The organism is Ketobacter alkanivorans, from assembly GCF_002863865.1.
Classification (GTDB): domain Bacteria; phylum Pseudomonadota; class Gammaproteobacteria; order Pseudomonadales; family Ketobacteraceae; genus Ketobacter; species Ketobacter alkanivorans.
Map to the genome: position 1 here is coordinate 3,775,812 of NZ_CP022684.1, position 20,366 is coordinate 3,796,177.

Sequence of the window (20,366 nt, forward strand, 5' to 3'; positions counted from 1 at the left end):
CCTATGTAGACGGCCGAAGGGGCGTTTTTGGCGGCAGTGGATGGAGTGCTGCCGTAGAGGTTATCCCGTTGTGTGGGGGGCTCTACGGCAGGCAAGCTTTAGGGGGAAGTTGCTACTGATTGGCGCGATTGTCAATCAGGTCATTTACCACAGATGGGTCGGCCAGGGTTGAGGTATCCCCCAGGGTATCCAGCTCGTTGGCGGCGATCTTGCGAAGAATACGGCGCATGATCTTGCCCGAGCGGGTTTTAGGCAGCCCCGGCGCCCACTGGATCAGATCCGGCTTGGCGATGGCTCCGATTTCCTTGGACACTACATCCAGCAACTCTTTGCGCAGCGCTTCCGAGGGTTGAATGCCCGACATCAGGGTGACATAGGCATACACGCCCTGACCCTTAATGTCGTGAGGGTAGCCCACCACGGCGGCCTCTGCTACGGCTTTGTGCAGCACCAGCGCGCTTTCGATCTCGGCGGTGCCCATGCGGTGGCCGGATACGTTTAATACGTCATCTACCCGGCCGGTGATCCAATAGTAGCCGTCTTCATCACGACGGGCTCCGTCTCCGGTAAAGTAGCTGCCAGGGTAGGTGGAGAAGTAAGTGTCGATGCAGCGTTGATGGTCGCCGTACACGCTGCGAATCTGGCTGGGCCAGCTGCGCTTGATGATCAGGTTGCCTTCGGTGGCACCTTCCAGTTCGTTGCCTTCGCCATCCACCAGTGCCGGTTCGATGCCGAAAAAGGGCAAGGTGGCGGAGCCGGGTTTGAGCGTGAATGCGCCGGGCAGGGGCGCGATCATCACCGAGCCGGTTTCCGTTTGCCACCAGGTATCCACGATGGGGCAGCGAGCCTCGCCTACCACGTTGTAATACCATTCCCAGGCTTCCGGGTTGATGGGCTCACCCACGGTGCCCAGCAGGCGGATGCTGGCGCGGCTGCATTGTTTGACCGGGCCTTCCCCTTGGCTCATCAGTGCGCGGATGGCAGTGGGGGCGGTGTAGAAGGTATTGACCTTATGTTTATCCACCACTTGCCAGCAGCGGGACGCATCCGGATAAGTCGGAACCCCTTCGAACATCACTGTAGTGGCACCGTTGGCCAGCGGGCCGTAGATGATATACGAATGCCCGGTGATCCAGCCCACATCAGCGGTACACCAGAAAATATCCCCTTCACGATAATCCAGAATGTACTTGTGGGTCATGGCAGAGCCGAGCATATAGCCTGCTGTGGTGTGCATCACGCCCTTGGGTTTGCCGGTGGAGCCGGAGGTGTAAAGAATGAACATCGGATCCTCCGAATCCATTTCCTGCGCCGGGCAATCGCTGCTCATCTGGGCGATCAGCTCGTGATACCAGATATCGCGGTTATCGTGCCAGGCAATGTCACCGCCGGTGCGTTTTACCACCAGGCAGGTATGGACATCGGGGCAATGCTCCAGCGCTTTGTCGGCGTTCTCCTTAAGAGGGATGTGGCGGCCGCCCCGTACTCCCTCATCCGCCGTAATCAACACCTGACAGTCCGAATCCAGAATACGGTCTTTCAATGATTCGGGAGAAAACCCACCAAACACCACAGAATGCACCGCACCGACGCGGGTGCAGGCCAGCATGGCGTAGGCGGCTTCCGGGATCATGGGCATATAGATGCAGACTCGGTCGCCTTTCTTCACGCCACGTTGTTTCAGGGCGTTGCTTAAACGGCAGACCTGTTCATGAAGCTCTTTATAGGTGATCTTGGCGTCGTCGTTCGGATCGTCGCCTTCCCAGATAATGGCAACCTGATCGCCCCGTGTAGCCAGGTGGCGATCGATGCAGTTATAGCTGGCGTTGAGTTTGCCATCTTTGAACCACGTGGCCTCGCCCTTGCTGAAATCGTATTCGTTCACTTTGCTCCAAGGCTTGGACCAAGTGAGAAACTGCTCTGCACGGGCAGCCCAGAACTGATCCGGTTGCTCGAGGGATTCCTTATACCAGGCCTGATACTGCTCCAGCGTGAGATTGGCATCTTTGGCGTAGGCGGGATCCACCGGATGATTCTTGATTTCGTACATGGTAGCGAAGCTCCTGTTTTCTTGATCGTAGTATTCCGTATAGCTGCTTGTGCTTAACACAAGATGTAGTGGGCAACGTTACCCCTGTGCCATTTAAATGGCAATTATCCTTTAGTCCAACGCGTAACCTCTGGCGCCGCCAATTTTTTTTGGCAGATGGAATATTAACCAAATAAGGGGGCACTAACTTTTAAGGCCTTATCGGTTGCGGGGGGTATGCGTCGTATACCTTTTTGGCCTGTTACATTTTGTAAAAAAACACAAAATTAATGGTTGTTAAACTTTTAAAGCTGACTAGAATGATTTCGAAACCACAAGATATAGTGGTTGGTGACATGAGGAAAGCGGATATAGCGTGTTTGCCTAGTTTTCGGTTAATGCAGGATGTCAACCGGAAATTGTCGTTAGGAGCAGGCCGAACCGTACCGTGCAGGGGCAGTAAGCATGGCTCATCATAACAAAAGCGATCGATTGTCACGCTGGGTGGTGCATTATGAGACAACAGTCCTGTCTGTTTATTGCTCCGAGCTTTTCGACACATCATGGCCAGAGCCATGTGGAAAGCCGGGTAAATTTGAGTAAATCCTGTAATCGCATAACTGATTCGCCAGGGCCGTTCCGGCACTGACAACACAACATCTAGTAGTTCACTAATTCACGCCCGTAGCCCACAAGGCTGCGCAGGAATCATTTTGTTTGAAATTATAAGAAGGTGGCAATGAGCGCTGTATCTTATCAACCAGTAGAGAAGCAAGCTGAAAAGGAAATTCCCCTGCAGGAGGCATCCCAGGACATCTGGCGGCAGAAATACTGCCTGCAGGACAGTGAAGGTAATCCTGTGGACGCGTCCATTGATCACTCCTTTCAGCGAGTGGCCCGAGCCCTGGCAGACGTAGAAGTCGACGACGCCAAGAAAGCCGAATGGTATGACAAATTTCTGTGGGCTTTGCGCCACGGTGCCATCCCGGCGGGCCGTATCCTGTCCAATGCCGGTGCCCAGGCTTATAAAGCCGACACCTCAACCATTAACTGCACCGTGTCCGGTACAGTTAATGACACCATGTCCGGTATTCTGGAAAAGAACTACGAAGCAGGCCTGACCCTGAAAGCCGGTTGCGGTATCGGCTACGAGTTCTCGACCCTGCGTCCGCGCGGAGCCTACGTGTCCGGCGCGGGTGCCAAAACCTCCGGCCCACTGTCCTTTATGGATATCTTTGACCGCACCTGCTTCACCGTGTCCTCTGCCGGTGGTCGTCGTGGTGCCCAAATGGCGACATTCGACGTGTCCCATCCGGACGTATTGGAATTTATCAAGGCCAAGCGTGAAGACGGTCGGCTGCGTCAGTTCAACCTGTCTCTGCTGATCGGAGAAGAGTTCATCGATTGTGTGGTGAAGGATGAAGAATGGCCGCTGGTGTTCCCCATCAAGGCCAACAGCCCTGATGCCAACAAAATGGATCTGAAAGACAAGACCAAGGTAGTGTGGCGCGAGTGGCCTGCCAATGACGGCTACATCGTCAATGATAAAGGCCTGGTTGCCTGCAAAATCTACGGTTACGAAAAAGCCCGCAAGATCTGGCACGCCATCATGTCCTCTACTTATGATTTTGCCGAGCCTGGTTTCATCCTCATCGACAAGGTGAATGAGATGAACAACAACTGGTTCTGCGAAAACATCCGGGCCACCAACCCCTGTGGCGAGCAGCCTCTGCCTGAGTATGGCAGCTGCCTGCTGGGTTCAGTGAACCTGACCCGTTTTGTGCGTAATCCGTTCACCGAAAAGGCCTTTTTCGATTGGGATGAATACCGCAAAGTAGTGTCCACCTTCACGCGCATGCTGGATAACGTAGTGGAAATCAACGGCTTGCCGCTGGAGCGCCAACGCCACGAGATCACTCACAAGCGTCGTCATGGCATGGGTTTTCTGGGGTTGGGCTCAACCCTCACGATGCTGCGCATGAAATATGGATCGCCTGATTCCGTGGAGTTCACCGAGCAGGTATCCAAAGAAATGGCCGTTACCGGTTGGAAAACCGGCCTGGCGCTTTCAGAAGAGAAAGGCCCAGCGCCCATCATGGAGCAGGAGTTCAAGGTGGATGGCGCGATGCTGCGCAAACGCCCTGAAATGAAAAAGGATGGCTACAAAGTCGGCGACAAGATCAAAGGCAAGGTGCTGCACGCAAAATACAGCCGTTATATGCAACGGGTTGCCGAAGCAGAGCCTGAGCTGGTTGAAAAGCTGTCTCAGGTGGGATCTCGTTTTACCCACCATTCCTCCATCGCGCCGACGGGAACCATCTCTCTGTCCATCGCCAACAACGCCAGTAACGGTATTGAGCCCAGCTTTGCGCACCACTATTCGCGCAACATCATCCGTGAAGGTCGCAAATCCAAAGAGAAGGTCGACGTGTTCTCTTACGAACTGCTGGCCTATCGTGAACTGGTGAACAGTGATGCCCTGCCCTTTACCGACGAGGCAGACAAACAGTTGCCAGAGTACTTCACGGCGACGGATAATGTCTCACCGGAACAGCATGTGGACATCCAGGCAGCGGCGCAGAAATGGGTGGATTCCTCCATTTCCAAAACCATCAACGTGCCCACGGACTTTGAATACGATAAGTTTAAAGACATCTACCTGTACGCTTTCCGTAAAGGTCTGAAAGGCTGTACTACCTTCCGCTTTAACCCGGAAGCCTTCCAGGGCGTGCTGGTGAAAGAAAAGGATATAGAGGCAACCCTGTATCGCTTTACCCTGGAAGACGGCACCGTACTGGAAGTCAAAGGTAACGAAGAGATACTGTACGATGGGGAAGTGCATTCCGCCGCCAACCTGTACGATGCCTTGAAAGAAGGCTACTACGGCAAGCTCTAAATTGCGTGCAAACTCTATTACGTAACAGGAAGACGAGAATTCAGGTAATAAACCATGGCTAAAGAAATCAAATCAAAAATCGTTGGCTACGAAGTGGTTAAAGCCGATCAGCCTCAAGCTGAGCCGGTAAAGCCCGAAAGCAACGTCGTGCATATGCACGAAAGTGTGGAGCGCCCCGAGATGCTGTTGGGCTCTACCTACAAAATCAAAACGCCGTTATCCGATCATGCGTTGTACATCACCATCAACGACATCATCCTTAACGAAGATACTGAGCACGAGCAGCGTCGCCCCTTTGAGATTTTCATCAACTCAAAGAACATGGAAAACTTCCAGTGGGTACTGGCGCTGACTCGGGTAATTTCTGCTGTATTCCGTAAGGGGGGTGATTGCACCTTCCTGGTGGAAGAGCTGAAAGCAGTATTCGATCCTAAAGGGGGTTACTTCAAGCGTGGTGGAAAGTTCATGCCCTCGCTGGTGGCTGAAATCGGCGAAGCCATTGAGAACCACATGCGCATGATCGGTATGATTAAGAGCGATCTGGACGAGCACCAGAAAGCCTTTATTGAGAAGAAAAAGCAGGAGATCACAGCCCAGGCAAAAAAGCCTGAAGCGTCGCACGAGGAAGAGAGCTCCTTTCCAGCCGGAGCCAGCCTGTGCGGCAAGTGTAGTACCAAGGCCGTCATCTACATGGATGGCTGCATGACCTGCTTGAACTGCGGGGATTCCAAGTGCGGCTGATGGATAGCTGCTGAATCCTACGCAAAAGGCCACGGTGAAAACTGTGGCCTTTTGCGTTATATGTCCCTTTAAAAACAATGGATATGCTGTCTCGTATTTAGTCTGAAAAGTCGCAAGCCCCCCATTTTGTCACTGCCTCCCAATGCTTATGACATTGTATGGCCTTTGTTTTGTCGATCAGCTATCTATCGAAAGGTAAAGAACATGCCTACGCGCTGTTTGTATTCCAGATAGCGTTGGCCAAACTCCCGGATCAGGTCTTTCTCTTCGAAACTGACACCAACGAATACGTACAGGGTTAGAAAAGCAGTGAGTACAAACTTGCTGGCAGTCATTTCCGGTACACACCACATGCCGATCAGTGCGCCCAGCATGATGGGGTGGCGGCTGTAGCGATACATCCAGTTTTCTTTGAACTCGGGCGACACATATTCACGATCATTGATGGCAAACCACATTTGGCGCAGACCAAACAGATCCCAATGATTAATGGAGAACGTCGCGGCAAACAGATAGCCCCAACCTAGCGCAAACAATGACCATAAGGCGACCTGTGAGAGCAGGCTTTGTGCTTGCCAAAGCGTTCCTTCAACCGGTTGCCATAGTGCCAGGATGATCATCAGGGTTACGCCGCTGCTCCAAACGTAGGTGCTGCGTTCACTGGCAGGGGTGAACCAGGCGTTAAAGGCACGTTTAAAGAAAGGCCGCGCCATTATGGAATGCTGCAGACCAAACAGGCAGACCAGCAACCCATTGATGATCACAGCAGCGGTGGAGTGGGTGGTTAATGTTACCCAGCTCGCCATGGGGATGATTCCGGCCATGGACAAAATAACAGCCATCAACCCAGAAAAACCGATCAGGTAGGAAATGGTACTGTACAGAATCAGAGCCGCTTTTTGGCTGCTGCCCAGAACTCCGTTAGCAGGGTTCATGTGGTTGGTGTGTTGGTATACGGTCATGGTGTGGCTCCTGTTTAGATTAAGTTTGTTTGTGTACAGATGGCGGGCCTGTTCAGGTTGTCGTGATTTTTTTGTACAAACTGTGATTTGCTGTCAAAATCAAAAGCCCTGTCGCTAGGCTGGCTGCCAAGATTGTTAAGGCGTTCTTCTACCGTTGAGTAAAAGAGGCCGTGTTGTAGTGATTCGACAGGTTCATGCTAGGTTAGACGGGGCGGCAACTATACTTTCAGATCTGTAGTAACTAACTACGTAAACTGTAGTAACCCACTCCTGATTCCGTAGTTAGCGGATTGACTGCATTACTGACTGAAATTTGGGTGAGAAATCTCACATTTTGCGGGTGCACTATAACCACCCCTAAAAAGAAGGGTTATGCAATGCAATACGGACAATTCTGCCCAATATCCAAGGCCGCTGAAGTTCTGGGTGATAAATGGTCTCTTCTTATTGTGCGTGAGCTGCTAATGGGGGCTTCGCGCTTCAATAATCTGTTGCGCGGATTAAGCTCCATTTCACCCACCATGCTAACCAAGCGACTCAATGAGCTTTGTATTGCCGGCATTGTGCTGAAAAAGAAAATACCCGGCCAGAAAGGGTACGAATATTTTTTAACTCAGTCCGGTCAAGAGTTGGTGCCTGTGCTGAAAGCCCTGGGGGTCTGGGGGATGCGTTGGGCTCGAGAGGGTATGCCTGATGCCGATTTGGATGTTGAGCTGTTGATGCTGTATATGGAGCGCAGCGTAGATCCGCGGCAGCTGGTGGGAAACGAGACGGTAATTCGTTTTAAATTCACTGATCTGGAGGAATTTAAGGATTGGTGGGTGGTGGTGAAGAATGAGCAGGTGGATACCTGTGTACATGATCCCGGTAAAGATGTGGATGTGTATTTCACTACGGATTTGCGTACCATGATTCAAGCCTGGATGGGGGACATCAGTTACAAGCAGGCCATAGCGGACAAGCGACTCCTGCTGGTGGGGCAATCTGCGCTCACCAAAAATATCTCACGCTGGTTGCGGCCCTCTATATTTGACGGTATTCCCCCTGCCGATGAGATTCGCCATGACAGTATGATGGGTGCTGGTATTTAAGTTAGAATTCAACGCATTATATAAAGTCAGGAATGCCAGATGCTTAAAATATGGGTGGATGCGGATGCTTGCCCCGTGGTTATTAAAGACATTCTGTTTCGGGCAGCAGAGCGCGCAGGGATCACCACAACCTTGGTGGCCAACCAGTTCCTGCGGGTACCCAAATCACAATATATTCATTTTGTGCAAGTAGAGTCCGGTTTTGATATTGCCGATAATGAGATCGTGCGACGCGTCGAGGCCGGTGACTTGGTGATCACCAGCGATATTCCATTGGCTGCAGAGGCCATTGAAAAGGGCGCGGTTGCGCTCAGCCCTCGCGGCGAGTTGCATACCAAAGAAAACATTGGAGCGCGGCTTAATATGCGTGACTTTCTCGATACCATGCGTTCCAGTGGCTTGGACACAGGCGGCCCGCCGCCGCTGAGTCAAAATGACAGACAGTCCTTTGCTAATCATCTTGATCGAATACTGGCTCAGGCCAAATCCTGACCCTTGCGCATAACGTGACCTTATAAGGAGATTTCTATGACCAGTAAAAATACGCTTGCTGCTGTCTTGTTGGGGGTGTTTGTTTGTATTGGGTTAATAGGTTTAGGTTATGTGTTGGGCAGCTCTGCGATTAAGTTCAAAGAGTATGAGCGCACGGTAACGGTGAAGGGGCTGTCCGAACGGGAGTACGATGCGGACATCGTTATCTGGCCGATTCAGTTTACCGAGGCAAGCAATGAGCTGGGTGCGCTATACAGTGCGCTGGACAACAGCACAGCAAAGATCAAAACGTTTTTGAAGGGAAACGGCATCGCAGTGAAGGACATTACGGCTTCTGCGCCAGCGATAACGGATAAATCCGCTCAGCAATATGGAAATAATGGCACAGTGGAGTTTCGTTATACTGCTCAGCAGACGGTGACGGTGTATTCCAAAGATATCGCCGCTGTACGTGCTGTAATGAGCAAGCTTTCGGAGTTGGGCAAGCAGGGCATTGTTATTACCCGTGGTGATTATCAGGCGCAAACAGAATACCTGTTTACCCGTTTGAATGAGGTCAAACCCGAGATGATCGAAGAGGCCACCAAGCAGGCTCGGGAAGTGGCGATCAAGTTTGCTAATGATTCGCAAAGCAGTCTGGGTAAGATCAAGCAAGCTACCCAGGGTCAATTCAGCATAGCGCCAAGGGACAAGAATAATCCCCACATCAAGAAAGTCAGAGTAGTGTCAACGGTAGAGTATTACCTTTCCGACTGATCAAACTCATCGCAGATACTTATTCTGCCAACGTTTATGCCAATTTTACCTTCCGTGCAGAATACGTACGATCTGGATCACCTTTCATCATGTTGTCTTTGAATTCACAGCGAACGCCTCGAATAATTCAGCAGGCTTATCGATCTTTGCAATGGCAAGTCGTTGCTCATGTGTCATTCAATACAATAAAAAAGGATTCACAATATGATGAAGAACAAGAGTGCAGTGTTGGCGCTGGCCGCACTGTTTTCGGTGGGCTTGCAAGGTTGCAAGATAAAAGACAATCCATACGCATTTGAAGGCCAGGAATGTTATCCCGAACAGGCTGCAACCGGTTATCGCGCTACACCCATAGGCGCGGTAGCCGAATCAATAAGTAGTACCGATTCTATCGTGCCCTGTTTATCAAAAACCGGCTTCGGTTCGGCAGAGCCCACCATGGCTATTAAAAACGATGGCAGTATTTTTTATGGGCCGGCCTTTACCAATGAAGGTAATGGCATCATCCGTTCACGTGATAACGGCGTCAGTTGGGATTTTCTTCCGATCACCTTACCCAATGGTGAAGATCACAGCAGAGTACAGCCGTTTTTGGGTATGGAGCCAGTCACTGAACGCGTGTTTTTTCATTCCTCAAAACTTAACACAGGTGGCCTCGACGAACTGGATTTTGGCTTTGGTTTTAATATGAGCTGGAGTGACGATGACGGTGCCACCTGGGGGTATACCAATGTTGAGATGGCCGCATTCGACTGGGGCAAGGTTTACGCGGGGCCACCGGTTTACAGCGAACCCACAGGCACATCCAACGTGTTGTATTTGTCCGCACCTACGCCGATTTCAACGCCGGCTGTGATTGTTTCGCCGCAGAAGCAGCAGGTTATGCGCTCACTGGATAATGGTGAAAGTTGGGATGAGGTGGGGTTCTTGAGTTTAAAACCATCGGATAACGATTGTCATTTTCTGGAATGGGTCATCATGGGCGCAGGGGTTGTCGATCCGAACGACGGCACCGTGTATATCGGGTTCCGGCGTTGCAACCGATTGGGTATCGGTATCAGTCATGATGAAGGCGTCACCTGGCAGGTGCAGGACATTCCTAACACTAACTTGATTAACTACTACACCGTTTTGGATGTGGGGTTGGTAAATGGAAACTACGTGATGGGTGAGCCGCTTTCTATCGACAGCGATGGCAATCTCTACGCAGTTTATCCTGATGTGGATGATGTTCTGCGTATGACCATTAGCCGTGATGGTGGCCAAAGCTGGTCCGCTCCTGTGGTGGTGTCCGCCCCGAATGTGCGCAGTGTGCGTTATGGCTCGCTTACGGTTAAAACGCCGGGTACGGTTGCCATCGCCTACTATGGCAACATCGGAAAAGCACCCTATCATGCGATGATGGCGGAATCTCTCAATGCCTTTGATGCTAACCCGGTTTTCAGGGGAGCCATCGTGAATAATGTAAATGATCCAGTGTATCCGATCGGGTTTGATCCTGGGTATTTGGGTATGTTTGTTGGTGGGGATCTGAATGAAATTGTACAGGTGCGTTACGCTCCCAATGGTGATGTTTTTGCCACGTTCAATGTCAATATGTGCCCTGACTATATTAATTGTACCTGGGATATAACCGAGAAAGCCCAATCACAACTGCAGGGTGGATTGGGGCGTTTGATTCACCAGTAAGGTGTTCTAGGTTCAGTTTTACCGCGCGTATTTGTTGAGGCCTCAAGGTGGCATTGCTGCCCTGAGGCCTTTTTTGTGGCAGCTTCCCAATCCCCATTGATTGTTGATCGTTAAGTTGGTGGCCAGCCTGCCCATATATATGATTTGACATATATATGAGAATATATATGATTGCGACGTGCCTGTGGCCCGCTTGGGTTACTGATATGGAGGCGTCATTTTGGACCCATTATCGTTTTATAAATGTCTGGCGGATGAAACCCGACTGCGCTGCCTGATGCTGATTGAGCAGGAGGGCGAGCTGTGTGTGTGCGAATTGATGGCCGCGTTGGATGAGATTCAGCCCAAGATCTCTCGCCATTTGGCTCAGCTGAGAAAATGTAACTTGTTACAGGATCGCAGGCAGGGTCAATGGGTGTTCTATCGAATCAACCCTTCCATGCCTGAATGGGCGCAGCAGGTGTTGGCGCAAACCACCCAGGCCAATACAGCGTTCATTAAATCCAATGTTCGCAATCTCTGCTCCATGGGGGGGCGGCCAGAACGGGCCCAAACCTGTTGCTAGAGACTGAATCATGTTCGAAATATTCAAAAGTTTCGCGTCTGTTATTGTTTACGATCTATTGCAGTTGCCCCAAGGCACCAAGCTAGCCGACAGCCTGCATTTCTTTATCGAAGACACCACCAAAATCTTCGCGTTGTTGCTGGTGATGATCTATTTCATTGCTCTGCTGCGGGCCTCATTGCGCGTGGAAAAGGTGAGGGACTTTCTGGCGGGCAGGCACCGTGGCGTGGGCTATGTGCTGGGGTCGGCATTCGGGGCCATCACCCCGTTTTGCTCCTGTTCCAGCATTCCGGTGTTTTTGGGGTTTACTTCCGCAGGCATCCCCGTCGGGATCACCATGGCGTTTCTGTTGACCTCTCCACTGATCAACGAGGTGGCGGTGTTGCTGCTGATGAGTTTGCTGGGCTGGCAGTTTACGGTGTTATATGTGCTGGTGGGTATGGCTGTGGGTATCGTTGGGGGGATCTTTCTGGATCTGATTAAGGCCGAGCGCTGGTTGCAGCCGTTTGCAGCACAAGCCTTACACCATGCTAGAACCGGTCAGGCGGTTGTGGGTGCAATACCCACGCAAACGCTGACCCTGTCGCAGCGTCATGCATTCGCTAAAACGGAAACTCTGGATATTTTCACCCGGGTATGGAAATGGGTGATTGTGGGGGTGGGGCTGGGCGCGGCGCTGCACGGTTTTGTGCCGGCCGGTTGGCTGGAATCCCATCTGGGGGATGGTCAGTGGTGGTCGGTGCCTGCTGCCGTATTGCTGGGCATTCCGTTGTATTCCAATGCCACCGGTGTAATTCCGGTGATGGAAGGGTTGTTGGTGAAGGGGCTGCCGGTGGGTACGACCTTGGCATTCTGCATGAGCACCGTAGCTGCCAGTTTTCCTGAATTCATACTACTGAAGCAAGTCATGCAGTGGCGTTTGCTGGCGATGCTGTTTGTGATGTTGCTGGTGGCGTTTACGGTGGTGGGTTGGGTCTTTAACGGGTTACATTTTTCTATCTAGGAGAACCTGATGAAAAACATCAAAGTGCTGGGCAGTGGGTGCAGTAAGTGCACTAAGACCGCAGACAGTATCGAACACATTGCCTCAGAGCTGGAAGTGGCGGTCACGGTCATCAAAGAGACTCGTCCGGAAGTCATTATGGGCTATGGAGTGATGTCCACACCGGCGGTGGTTGTGGATGAGGTGCTGGTGCACAGTGGTTCGATTCCTCATCGGGCCGAGATTGAATCCTGGCTAACTGCGTAAGCGGTGAGCCATACACGTTAGGATGTAGCAACATGACGATAAGAATTGGTATCAATGGATTTGGCCGGATGGGTCGGTTAACACTGCGAGCGTTGTTTGAAAAGGCTGATGTGATTATCCAGCGCATCAACGATCCGGCGGGGGATGCAGCGACCCTGGCCCACCTGTTGAATTTTGATTCCGTGCACGGTCGTTGGCAGCACGAGGCAACTTACAGTGCGCAGGCCATGATCATTCAGGGCCACAGCATCCCCTGCAGCCGCAATAAAGAGATCAGCGCCACAGACTGGTCGGATTGTGATGTGGTGATCGAAGCCTCGGGCAAGATGAAAACCAAAGCGGTGCTGCAGGGCTATCTGGATCAGGGCGTAAAGCGGGTGGTGGTGACGGCACCGGTGAAAGAAGACGGTGTGCTCAATGTGGTGATGGGGGTGAATGATCAGTTATACGATCCTAAGCAGCACTCCATTGTGACGGCAGCTTCCTGCACCACCAATTGTTTGGCACCGGTGGTGAAAGTGATTCATGAACAGCTCGGCATTGTGCATGGCTCCATGACGACCATCCATAGCATCACCAACACCCAGACTATTCTGGATGCGCCCCATAAAGATTTGCGTCGGGCTCGAGCCTGCGGTATGAGTCTGATTCCCACCAGCACCGGTTCGGCTACCGCTATTACTCACATTTTTCCTGAGCTTAAAGGGAAATTGAATGGTCATGCGGTACGGGTGCCACTGGCCAATGCTTCTCTGACGGATTGTGTGTTCGAAGTAAAGCGTGCAACCACGGAAGAAGAAGTGAACGGGCTTTTAAAACAGGCCGCCGAGAATGAATTAAAAGATATCCTCGGTTATGAGGAGCGCCCACTGGTGTCCATCGATTACAGGACTGACCCGCGTTCCAGTATTATTGATGCGCTGTCCACTATGGTGGTGAATGGTACGCAGGTGAAACTGTATGCGTGGTACGACAATGAGTGGGGGTACGCCAACCGCACCGTCGAGCTGGCGCTGAAAGTAGCGCAGATGGATCGGGTGTAAGCGATGCAGTGGTGGTCGCGCTTGGCGCCTGAGATCCGCCAGTACATGCTGGTGACTGGTAATTATTGGGCATTTACCCTCACAGACGGTGCCCTGCGTATGTTGGTGGTGCTGCACTTTCACGAGTTGGGCTACCAGCCGCTGGAGATCGCGCTTCTGTTCCTGTTCTACGAGTTTTTTGGTGTGGTCACCAATTTGACCGGGGGCTGGCTGGGGGCGCGCTTAGGGCTGAATCGCACCATGAACCTGGGTTTGTTTTTACAGGTGATTGCGCTGGTAATGTTGCTGGTGCCAGCAACCATGCTGACGGTGCCTTGGGTCATGGCTGCGCAGGCGTTGTCCGGTATTGCTAAAGATCTGAACAAGATGAGTGCCAAGAGCGCTATCAAGATGCTGGTGCCTGCAGAGGCGCAGGGTACGCTGTATAAGTGGGTGGCGATTCTTACCGGTTCGAAAAACGCGTTGAAAGGCGTGGGTTTCTTCATGGGGGGAGCCCTGCTCATGGTGTTGGGCTTTCAATGGGCTGTTGCCGTTATGGCGGGCGTGTTGGCACTGATCTGGGTACTGAGCATGTTGTTTCTGCGCCGCGACCTGGGTAAAGCCAAAAGCAAACCTAAGTTTACCCAGATCTTCTCCAAAAGCCGGGCGGTTAATACACTATCGGCAGCGCGCCTGTTTCTGTTTGGCGCCAGAGACATATGGTTTGTCGTGGCGTTGCCGGTATATCTGTCGGTATCATTTAATTGGAGCTTCTGGCAGGTAGGCGGCTTTTTGGCGCTCTGGATCATTGGTTATGGCGTGGTACAGACTCAGGCCCCTCGTCTCACCGGTAACGCCCAGGGGCGTCTTCCCGATGGCAAGGCGGCTGTAGTTTGGGCGTTGGGGTTGTCGGTGATACCGGGGGCGATCGCGCTGTTGCTGTTCTATCAATGGCAGCCTCAGGTGAGTGTGGTTGGGGGGCTGTTGCTGTTTGGCGTTGCGTTTGCCATTAATTCATCGCTGCACAGTTATCTGATTGTCAGTTACGCGGACGAGGATGGGGTTTCGCTGGATGTAGGGTTTTACTACATGGCGAATGCCATGGGGCGCTTGCTGGGTACGCTGCTTTCCGGGTGGCTGTTTCAGGCCTATGGGCTTGAGGTATGTTTGCTTGCCTCTAGTGGGTTTGTATTGGTGGCGATGTTGCTGTCGTTGGGCTTGCCCCGCCATGGAGGCGATTTGAGTTCAGTCGGTTCAAGATAATAACTAATGGAGTAGAAACGAATGCAGATGACAAAAGTAATAAAAAGCAGGCTAGGAATTCTGATGTTGGGAGCCCTCCTGCTATCGGCTTGTGGCCAGGACAGCGCTGAGCCTGTTTTTTATGATGAGAGCCGCTTATATAAGTTGCCATATCAATGGGATGAAAGCCGGTTTGTTATTCAGGGTTACGATGGTCCTTTTGGGCATTATGGTTATGAGTTAGATTTTGTCATGCCGGTCGGTTCCTTGGTGTTGGCTGCTCGTTCAGGTGTGGTGATGAGGGTGAATGACTCTAATAATGGGAGTTGCCCAATACAGAAAAATTGTGCCAATAACTACATTAGCGTTGATCATTTGGATGGAACGTATGCTGACTATCTTCACATCAAGCAAGATGGTGCTTGTGTGATGCCGGGTCAAACAGTGGAGCAAGGTGATGCCATAGCACTATCAGGTAACGTTGGCATCAGTGTTTTGCCTCATTTGCATATAGGTATCTCGACGTTGGACGGGCAGCCACCGACTTTTGTTGACGTGAACCAAAAGGGTACCGGTATTCCTAAGCAAGGCACCCATTACCGTTCAGCCAATGAATTGAATGTTGATTACTGCTTGCTCTTAGATGAGTGAGCCGAGGGCTAATCCAATACGGGGTTAGCCCGAGTTCACAGCTTAAAGTCGATATTATCAATCAGTCGGGCCTTTCCCATGCGAGCGACAGCAAGAATCACAAGATCTTTATTGTCGGGGGTGGCGGGCTCCAGGGTGTCGGCCCGGCAGACGCTGAAGTACTCGGGTTCAAACCCCGCTGCAGCCAGTTTTGCATTGGCTTGTTGGCTTATGGCGTCGTAATCCCTTGCGCCATTACAGATTTGTTCTTTGGCCGCTTGCAGGCACTGATACAGGGTGGCTCCTCGCTGCTTTTCGTCGTCAGTTAGATAGCCATTACGGGAACTCATGGCCAAGCCATTGGCTTCGCGTACGGTTTCCACCCCGATGATCTCAATGCCAAAACACAGTGCGGTGGTCATGCGACGGATCACCGCCAGTTGCTGGAAATCCTTCTTGCCGAACAGAGCTACATCCGGCAGCACGATGTTAAATAGTTTGCTGACCACGGTGGAGACGCCGTCGAAATGACCGGGGCGGGCGGCACCGCAATGGCGGTCAGTAATTTCCGTGACCACGACCTTGGCCCACTTATCCTGATCGCCGGGGTACATTTCAGTCACTGGCGGAGCAAACAGCAGATGGCATCCCGCGGCTTCCAGCTTGGCGGCATCCGCTTCCAATGTGCGTGGATAGCTGTCGAAGTCCTCGCCGGGGCCAAACTGGGTGGGGTTCACAAAGACGCTGGACACCATGATGTCCGCCTGCTTTAGCCCTTCAGTGATCAGGGAGATGTGACCTGCGTGCAAGTTGCCCATGGTGGGCACGAAGCCGATACGTTTGCCCGCCATGCGCTGACGGTGTACTTCGTTGCGTAGCTCTTGAATGGTGTGGACAGTTTTCATCAGGCGAATCCGTGCTCAGGGCCGGGGAAAGTACCGCTTTTAACCGCGGCGACGTAGGCTGCGATGGCACCTTGAATGCTGCCATCGCCTTCTGGCATGAAATTCTTTACGAATTTGGCAGGCTTGCGTGTGGTGGCGCCAAGCATATCGTGCAGCACTAGAACTTGCGCGTCCGAGGAGGGGCCCGCTCCGATGCCGATGACGGGGATGGATACTTTGGTCATGATCAGTTCCATCAGATCCGAGGGGATGCATTCATACAGAAGAATGGCTGCCCCGGCTTCTTCGGCAGCGATGGAATCACGGATCAGGGCATCCCGTTCTGCCGGGTCTCTGCCTTGTACTTTGTAGCCGCCGAATTTGTTAACGGATTGAGGGGTAAGACCAAGATGAATGCAGACAGGAACACCACGCTCAGAGAGTTTTTTTACGCTGTCTTTCAGCCAGGCGCCGCCTTCGAGTTTTACGACATGAGCACCGGCTCGCATCAGCGCGGCACAGCTGTCGAAGGTCTGCTCTTCGGTGGCGTAGGTCATGAATGGCAGGTCGGCCATGATCAGCGCGCCCTGATTGCCTCGGCGTACGCACTGGGTGTGATAAATCATGTCCTGCAGGGTGACGGGCACCGTGCTGTCATGACCCTGCAAGACGTTACCCAGGGAATCACCCACTAACAGTACTTCCACTCCTGCGCTGCTGGCCAGGTTGGAAAAGGTGCTGTCGTAGGCGGTCAGGCAGGTGAATTTGGTGCCTTCCTGCTTGAGCTTGTTGAGTGTGGACAGGGTGATTGCCATGATGAGTGATGCTCCCTCTGTGTTGCTTTGCGCGTGGACGTGGCAGCGAGGCTACCTCTGTGTTCACGGCAGGTTAGTGGCTGGATTGAAGTAATGTCGGCCACTGCGAATGGACTGAATATACTCCACCAGATTTTCATAGTCACGGGTGCTTTCCGCCAAGTTGATGTGGGCGGTATTGACCATCAGTAAAGGTGATTCGTTGTAGCGCAGAAAAAAATCGATGTAGGCTTCGCTGAGCCGGTTGAGGTATTCGTCTGTAATCTCCTGCTCGCAAGGGATGCCGCGCCGGGTGATCCGCTGTTGCAGAATATCGACGGGGGCTTGCAGATAAATCACCAAATCGGGCTTGGGGATGTCGGAAATGACATGCTGATAGACTTTTTCGTAGAGGCTGAATTCGTCGTTGTCCAGGGTCAGGCTGGCAAACAGGCGATCTTTGTGGATCAGAAAGTCCGCTACCCTGACTGGCTGGAAAAGGTCGTTCTGTCGCAATTCGTTCAGTTGCTCTGAGCGCTGTAGCAGAAAGTAAAGCTGGGTTTGCATCGCCCACTGTTTGGGGTTGCTGTAGAAGCGCTCCAAAAAAGGGTTCTCGCTGGCACCTTCCAGCAACAGGTCGTAGCCGAAGGTGTTGGCCAGTTTGCGGGTCAATGTGGTTTTGCCTACGCCGATGGGGCCTTCTACCACAATAAACTTCATGCTCAAGCCTCGGTTGTGTCGTCCGGCAGGGGCCACAGCCCCTGCTTGCTTGTTGCGGCCAGCAGTGCTGCCACGCTGGTGCCATCAGGCAATAGCAGTGCGGCATTCAGGTCCAGCAGCGGCTGCAGTACAAAGTTGCGCTCCCGGGCGCGGGGATGAGGCACTTGTAAGCGCTGTGTGCTGATGACATCATTGTTGAACAGAAGGATATCCAGATCCAGTGTTCGGGGTACCCATTGTTCTGGGCCGCGAATGCGCCCCTGGCCTTGTTCTATGGCCTGCAATTCGTCCAGTACGCTGTGGGCATCCAGTGTGGTGTGGAGCAGGGCTGCGGCATTCACGTAGTCTGGCTGTTGGCCAGGGCCAACCGCGCTGCTGCCATAAAAGGGAGAAACCGCAATCAGTTGCATGTTTGGAATAAGGCGGATGCTGGCAATGGCTTGTCGCAGCTGCTGGGCGGGGGTTTTAAGGTTGCTGCCCAGGCCGATGTAGACCTTGTTCATTACGCGTTTGGTGTGTTGTTACGGCGAGATTTGTTGTAGCGACGGCGACGGGGCTTTTTGCCTCCACCAAGGGATTGGCACATCTTGGTGCGTTCGCTTTGATCCGCTTCCTGGTATTGTGTCCACCATTCGCCCAGACCAGCTTCGGTTTCGCCTGCTTCTTCACGCAGTAACAGCATGTCGTAGGCAGCGCGGAAGCGAGGGTTCTGAATTAAGCCTTCACAGCGTTTGACTGAGCGCATGGCGAGGCGCCCTTGTAGTTCCCAGATCTCGCGCATGGGCAGACCAAAGCGTTTGGGGATCGAGGTGTGCTGTGCTTGCTTGTTGATGACTTTTTGAATGGCTTTTTGCAGTGCCGGGGCTGCATGCATTCCGTCTTCCTGAGCTTTACGCCACTCTTTCTGCAGTGGCCCCCACAGTAACACGGCTAATAAAAATGCAGGTGTTACCGGTTTACCTTCTGCAAGCCGGTTATCGGTATTGCGCAGAGCAATTTCGATCATGCGCTGCATGCCGGGTTCATCGTTACTGTCGGGTGATGAGAGGGGGAAAAGCCAGCGGGCGAGGTCGTATTGCACCAGCAAAGGCCAGACCGCTTGGGCGTGGCCGCTTAAGAACAGTTTTAATACTTCCTCAAACAGTCGGGCGGCGGGGATTAACCCCAGCAGTTCAGACAATTGGATGATGGGGGCTGCGGTGCGAGGTTCGATGGTAAAATCAAGTTTGGCGGCAAACCGCACGGCCCGTAACATCCGTACCGGGTCTTCGCGATAGCGTTGCTCGGGATCACCGATCAGGCGCAGGGTCTGGTGTTGGATATCTTCGTACCCGTTTACAAAATCCAATACCGCACCATCGGTGTGGCGGTAATAGAGGGCGTTGGCGGTAAAGTCACGCCTTATGGCGTCTTCATCCAGGGTGCCGAATACGTTGTCCCGTAGCAGCATGCCCTCTTCGGACTGAGATGAGTGGTTTGCGTTCTCTTCGGCTTTGCCGTGGCTGGCCCGAAACGTGGCGACTTCTATGATTTCGCGGCCAAAGCGCACGTGGGCCAGGCGGAATCGTCTACCTATCAAGCGGCAGTTGCGGGAAAATACGGCCTTGATCTGCTCTGGAGTGGCGCTGGTGGCAATATCAAAGTCTTTAGGGTGCATGCCAATCAGGCCATCACGGATGGAGCCGCCTACCAGATAGGCTTCGTAACCGGCATCAGTCAACCCATCGAGCACGCTGTATACACTGCGGCCAATATCTTCTTCGGGGAAATGGTGCTGGCCACGGGGGATCACCCGGACGCTGGTTTTACCTGCGTTACCGGAGATTAAGCCTTTGATTTTTTTGATAAGCCTTTTGGGCATACTACGGGTTGGCTATCCGTGTTAGTTGAATTTGGGATCGTTCGCGCAGAGATTCTAACACTGAGTACGTAAAGGAATACACTCTATTCAATAGCATGTGGCTAAAAAGCAAAAAGGGAAAGCCTTTCGACTTTCCCTTACGCTTCATGCTTATAATAGTTTTTATAGAAGCTCTATTCTTTTCTGACTGGGCCCGAAGGCCCAGTCTTGTGCCGACTCTTATTGTTGTTTTTTTGCGATCTGTTTTTGTTTTTATTATCGCGTTTCTTATTTTTATTGTTTTACTTTTTTATTGGTGGTTGCGGCAGTAAGAGGGATCTTTCAATCTAAGCCATTTATTATTATTGTTTATATGGCTCACAACCCTGGGGTTGTCCTCTTTCTGTATGCCACTCAAAAAGTGACCACCGAGCTTTATTATTATTGTTGTTATCGCTCTCGACTGTTCAAGGGGGCCATTTATTATTGTTATTAGTTATGTCTGGCTGATCCTTGTTGGTACGCTAGATATATAGCAGGGCGCGTGCCAACTCGGCCGAAAATAAATTATTTGTTAAATAACAGTAGGTTATGATTGTTACCGTCTGTAAGTGGGGTGAAAAGTCAATATTCTGTTACCTGAAAACTGTGTATGTGTTTCCTTTTGTGTGTAGAGCGGTAACACTTGTGTGTGGAGTACCGTCGGTAACACGCACGTTACGCTTGGTAAAATTTGTTAACAATTCAAGGTTTTGAGGGCGGTA

The 20,366-nt window shown here is 52.1% G+C and carries 19 protein-coding genes; 12 read left to right on the forward strand and 7 right to left on the reverse strand.

What is annotated here, in order from left to right:
* Window positions 1-112 precede the first annotated feature (112 nt).
* Window positions 113-2,050, reverse strand: coding sequence for an acetate--CoA ligase (gene acs, locus Kalk_RS16040; protein ID WP_101895215.1), 1,938 nt, complete (start codon window positions 2,048-2,050; stop codon window positions 113-115).
* 718 nt (window positions 2,051-2,768) lie between these two features.
* Here acs and Kalk_RS16045 point away from each other — a divergent pair.
* Together Kalk_RS16045 and Kalk_RS16050 are read left to right on the forward strand one after the other, a co-directional pair.
* On the forward strand, window positions 2,769-4,925 hold the full coding sequence (locus tag Kalk_RS16045) for an adenosylcobalamin-dependent ribonucleoside-diphosphate reductase (RefSeq protein WP_101895216.1): 2,157 nt from the start codon (window positions 2,769-2,771) through the stop codon (window positions 4,923-4,925).
* 54 nt (window positions 4,926-4,979) lie between these two features.
* Entirely contained in the window at window positions 4,980-5,666 is a 687-nt protein-coding gene (locus Kalk_RS16050) for a TSCPD domain-containing protein (protein WP_101895217.1), read from the forward strand.
* A 185-nt stretch (window positions 5,667-5,851) separates the two neighbouring features.
* On the opposite strand, the gene Kalk_RS16055 is transcribed toward Kalk_RS16050, so the two are convergent.
* Window positions 5,852-6,628, reverse strand: coding sequence for a methyltransferase family protein (locus tag Kalk_RS16055; protein ID WP_101895218.1), 777 nt, complete (start codon window positions 6,626-6,628; stop codon window positions 5,852-5,854).
* 377 nt (window positions 6,629-7,005) lie between these two features.
* Between Kalk_RS16055 and Kalk_RS16060 the strand changes: the two genes are divergently transcribed.
* The 10 genes from Kalk_RS16060 to Kalk_RS16105 all read left to right on the forward strand — a co-directional run bounded on the left by Kalk_RS16060 (window position 7,006) and on the right by Kalk_RS16105 (window position 15,385).
* On the forward strand, window positions 7,006-7,719 hold the full coding sequence (locus Kalk_RS16060) for a winged helix-turn-helix transcriptional regulator (protein ID WP_101895219.1): 714 nt from the start codon (window positions 7,006-7,008) through the stop codon (window positions 7,717-7,719).
* Window positions 7,720-7,758: 39 nt separating this feature from the next.
* Window positions 7,759-8,211 carry a YaiI/YqxD family protein gene (locus tag Kalk_RS16065; protein WP_101895220.1) on the forward strand — a complete coding sequence of 151 codons (453 nt, stop codon included), beginning with the start codon at window positions 7,759-7,761 and terminating at the stop codon, window positions 8,209-8,211.
* A 36-nt stretch (window positions 8,212-8,247) separates the two neighbouring features.
* Complete coding sequence (locus tag Kalk_RS16070; RefSeq protein ID WP_101895221.1) at window positions 8,248-8,967, forward strand: SIMPL domain-containing protein; 720 nt, start codon at window positions 8,248-8,250, stop codon at window positions 8,965-8,967.
* A gap of 204 nt (window positions 8,968-9,171) precedes the next feature.
* The gene (locus Kalk_RS16075) at window positions 9,172-10,656 is read left to right on the forward strand and encodes a sialidase family protein (protein ID WP_101895222.1); all 1,485 of its coding nucleotides are present in this window, start codon (window positions 9,172-9,174) and stop codon (window positions 10,654-10,656) included.
* 217 nt (window positions 10,657-10,873) lie between these two features.
* Window positions 10,874-11,221, forward strand: a complete 348-nt coding sequence (locus Kalk_RS16080; protein WP_324774975.1) for a metalloregulator ArsR/SmtB family transcription factor — start codon at window positions 10,874-10,876, stop codon at window positions 11,219-11,221.
* A 10-nt stretch (window positions 11,222-11,231) separates the two neighbouring features.
* Window positions 11,232-12,224 (forward strand): permease, encoded by a 993-nt coding sequence (locus tag Kalk_RS16085; protein ID WP_101895224.1) that lies wholly within the window; start codon window positions 11,232-11,234, stop codon window positions 12,222-12,224.
* A gap of 9 nt (window positions 12,225-12,233) precedes the next feature.
* Complete coding sequence (locus Kalk_RS16090) at window positions 12,234-12,470, forward strand: thioredoxin family protein (protein WP_101895225.1); 237 nt, start codon at window positions 12,234-12,236, stop codon at window positions 12,468-12,470.
* A gap of 32 nt (window positions 12,471-12,502) precedes the next feature.
* A complete protein-coding gene (locus tag Kalk_RS16095) occupies window positions 12,503-13,513 on the forward strand; it encodes an ArsJ-associated glyceraldehyde-3-phosphate dehydrogenase (RefSeq protein WP_101895226.1) in 1,011 nt (336 codons plus the stop codon).
* Between the two features lie 3 nt (window positions 13,514-13,516).
* Window positions 13,517-14,755, forward strand: coding sequence for an organoarsenical effux MFS transporter ArsJ (arsJ, locus tag Kalk_RS16100; RefSeq protein WP_101895227.1), 1,239 nt, complete (start codon window positions 13,517-13,519; stop codon window positions 14,753-14,755).
* A gap of 21 nt (window positions 14,756-14,776) precedes the next feature.
* Window positions 14,777-15,385, forward strand: a complete 609-nt coding sequence (locus tag Kalk_RS16105; protein WP_101895228.1) for a M23 family metallopeptidase — start codon at window positions 14,777-14,779, stop codon at window positions 15,383-15,385.
* A 35-nt stretch (window positions 15,386-15,420) separates the two neighbouring features.
* On the opposite strand, the gene panC is transcribed toward Kalk_RS16105, so the two are convergent.
* The 5 genes from panC to pcnB are packed head-to-tail and all read right to left on the reverse strand — an operon-like array spanning window position 15,421 to window position 19,623.
* Complete coding sequence (gene panC, locus Kalk_RS16110) at window positions 15,421-16,269, reverse strand: pantoate--beta-alanine ligase (protein ID WP_101895229.1); 849 nt, start codon at window positions 16,267-16,269, stop codon at window positions 15,421-15,423.
* Window positions 16,269-17,066: a 3-methyl-2-oxobutanoate hydroxymethyltransferase gene (gene panB / locus Kalk_RS16115; protein WP_101895230.1), complete on the reverse strand. Its 798-nt coding sequence runs from the start codon at window positions 17,064-17,066 to the stop codon at window positions 16,269-16,271. The genes panC and panB overlap by 1 nt, the downstream gene beginning before the upstream one ends.
* A 60-nt stretch (window positions 17,067-17,126) precedes the next feature.
* Window positions 17,127-17,762, reverse strand: coding sequence for a deoxynucleoside kinase (locus Kalk_RS16120; RefSeq protein WP_101895231.1), 636 nt, complete (start codon window positions 17,760-17,762; stop codon window positions 17,127-17,129).
* Between the two features lie 2 nt (window positions 17,763-17,764).
* Window positions 17,765-18,265, reverse strand: coding sequence for a 2-amino-4-hydroxy-6-hydroxymethyldihydropteridine diphosphokinase (folK, locus tag Kalk_RS16125; RefSeq protein WP_101895232.1), 501 nt, complete (start codon window positions 18,263-18,265; stop codon window positions 17,765-17,767).
* Window positions 18,265-19,623, reverse strand: a complete 1,359-nt coding sequence (pcnB, locus tag Kalk_RS16130) for a polynucleotide adenylyltransferase PcnB (protein ID WP_101895233.1) — start codon at window positions 19,621-19,623, stop codon at window positions 18,265-18,267. Before pcnB ends, folK begins: the two co-directional genes overlap by 1 nt.
* Between the last annotated feature and the right edge of the window lie 743 nt (window positions 19,624-20,366).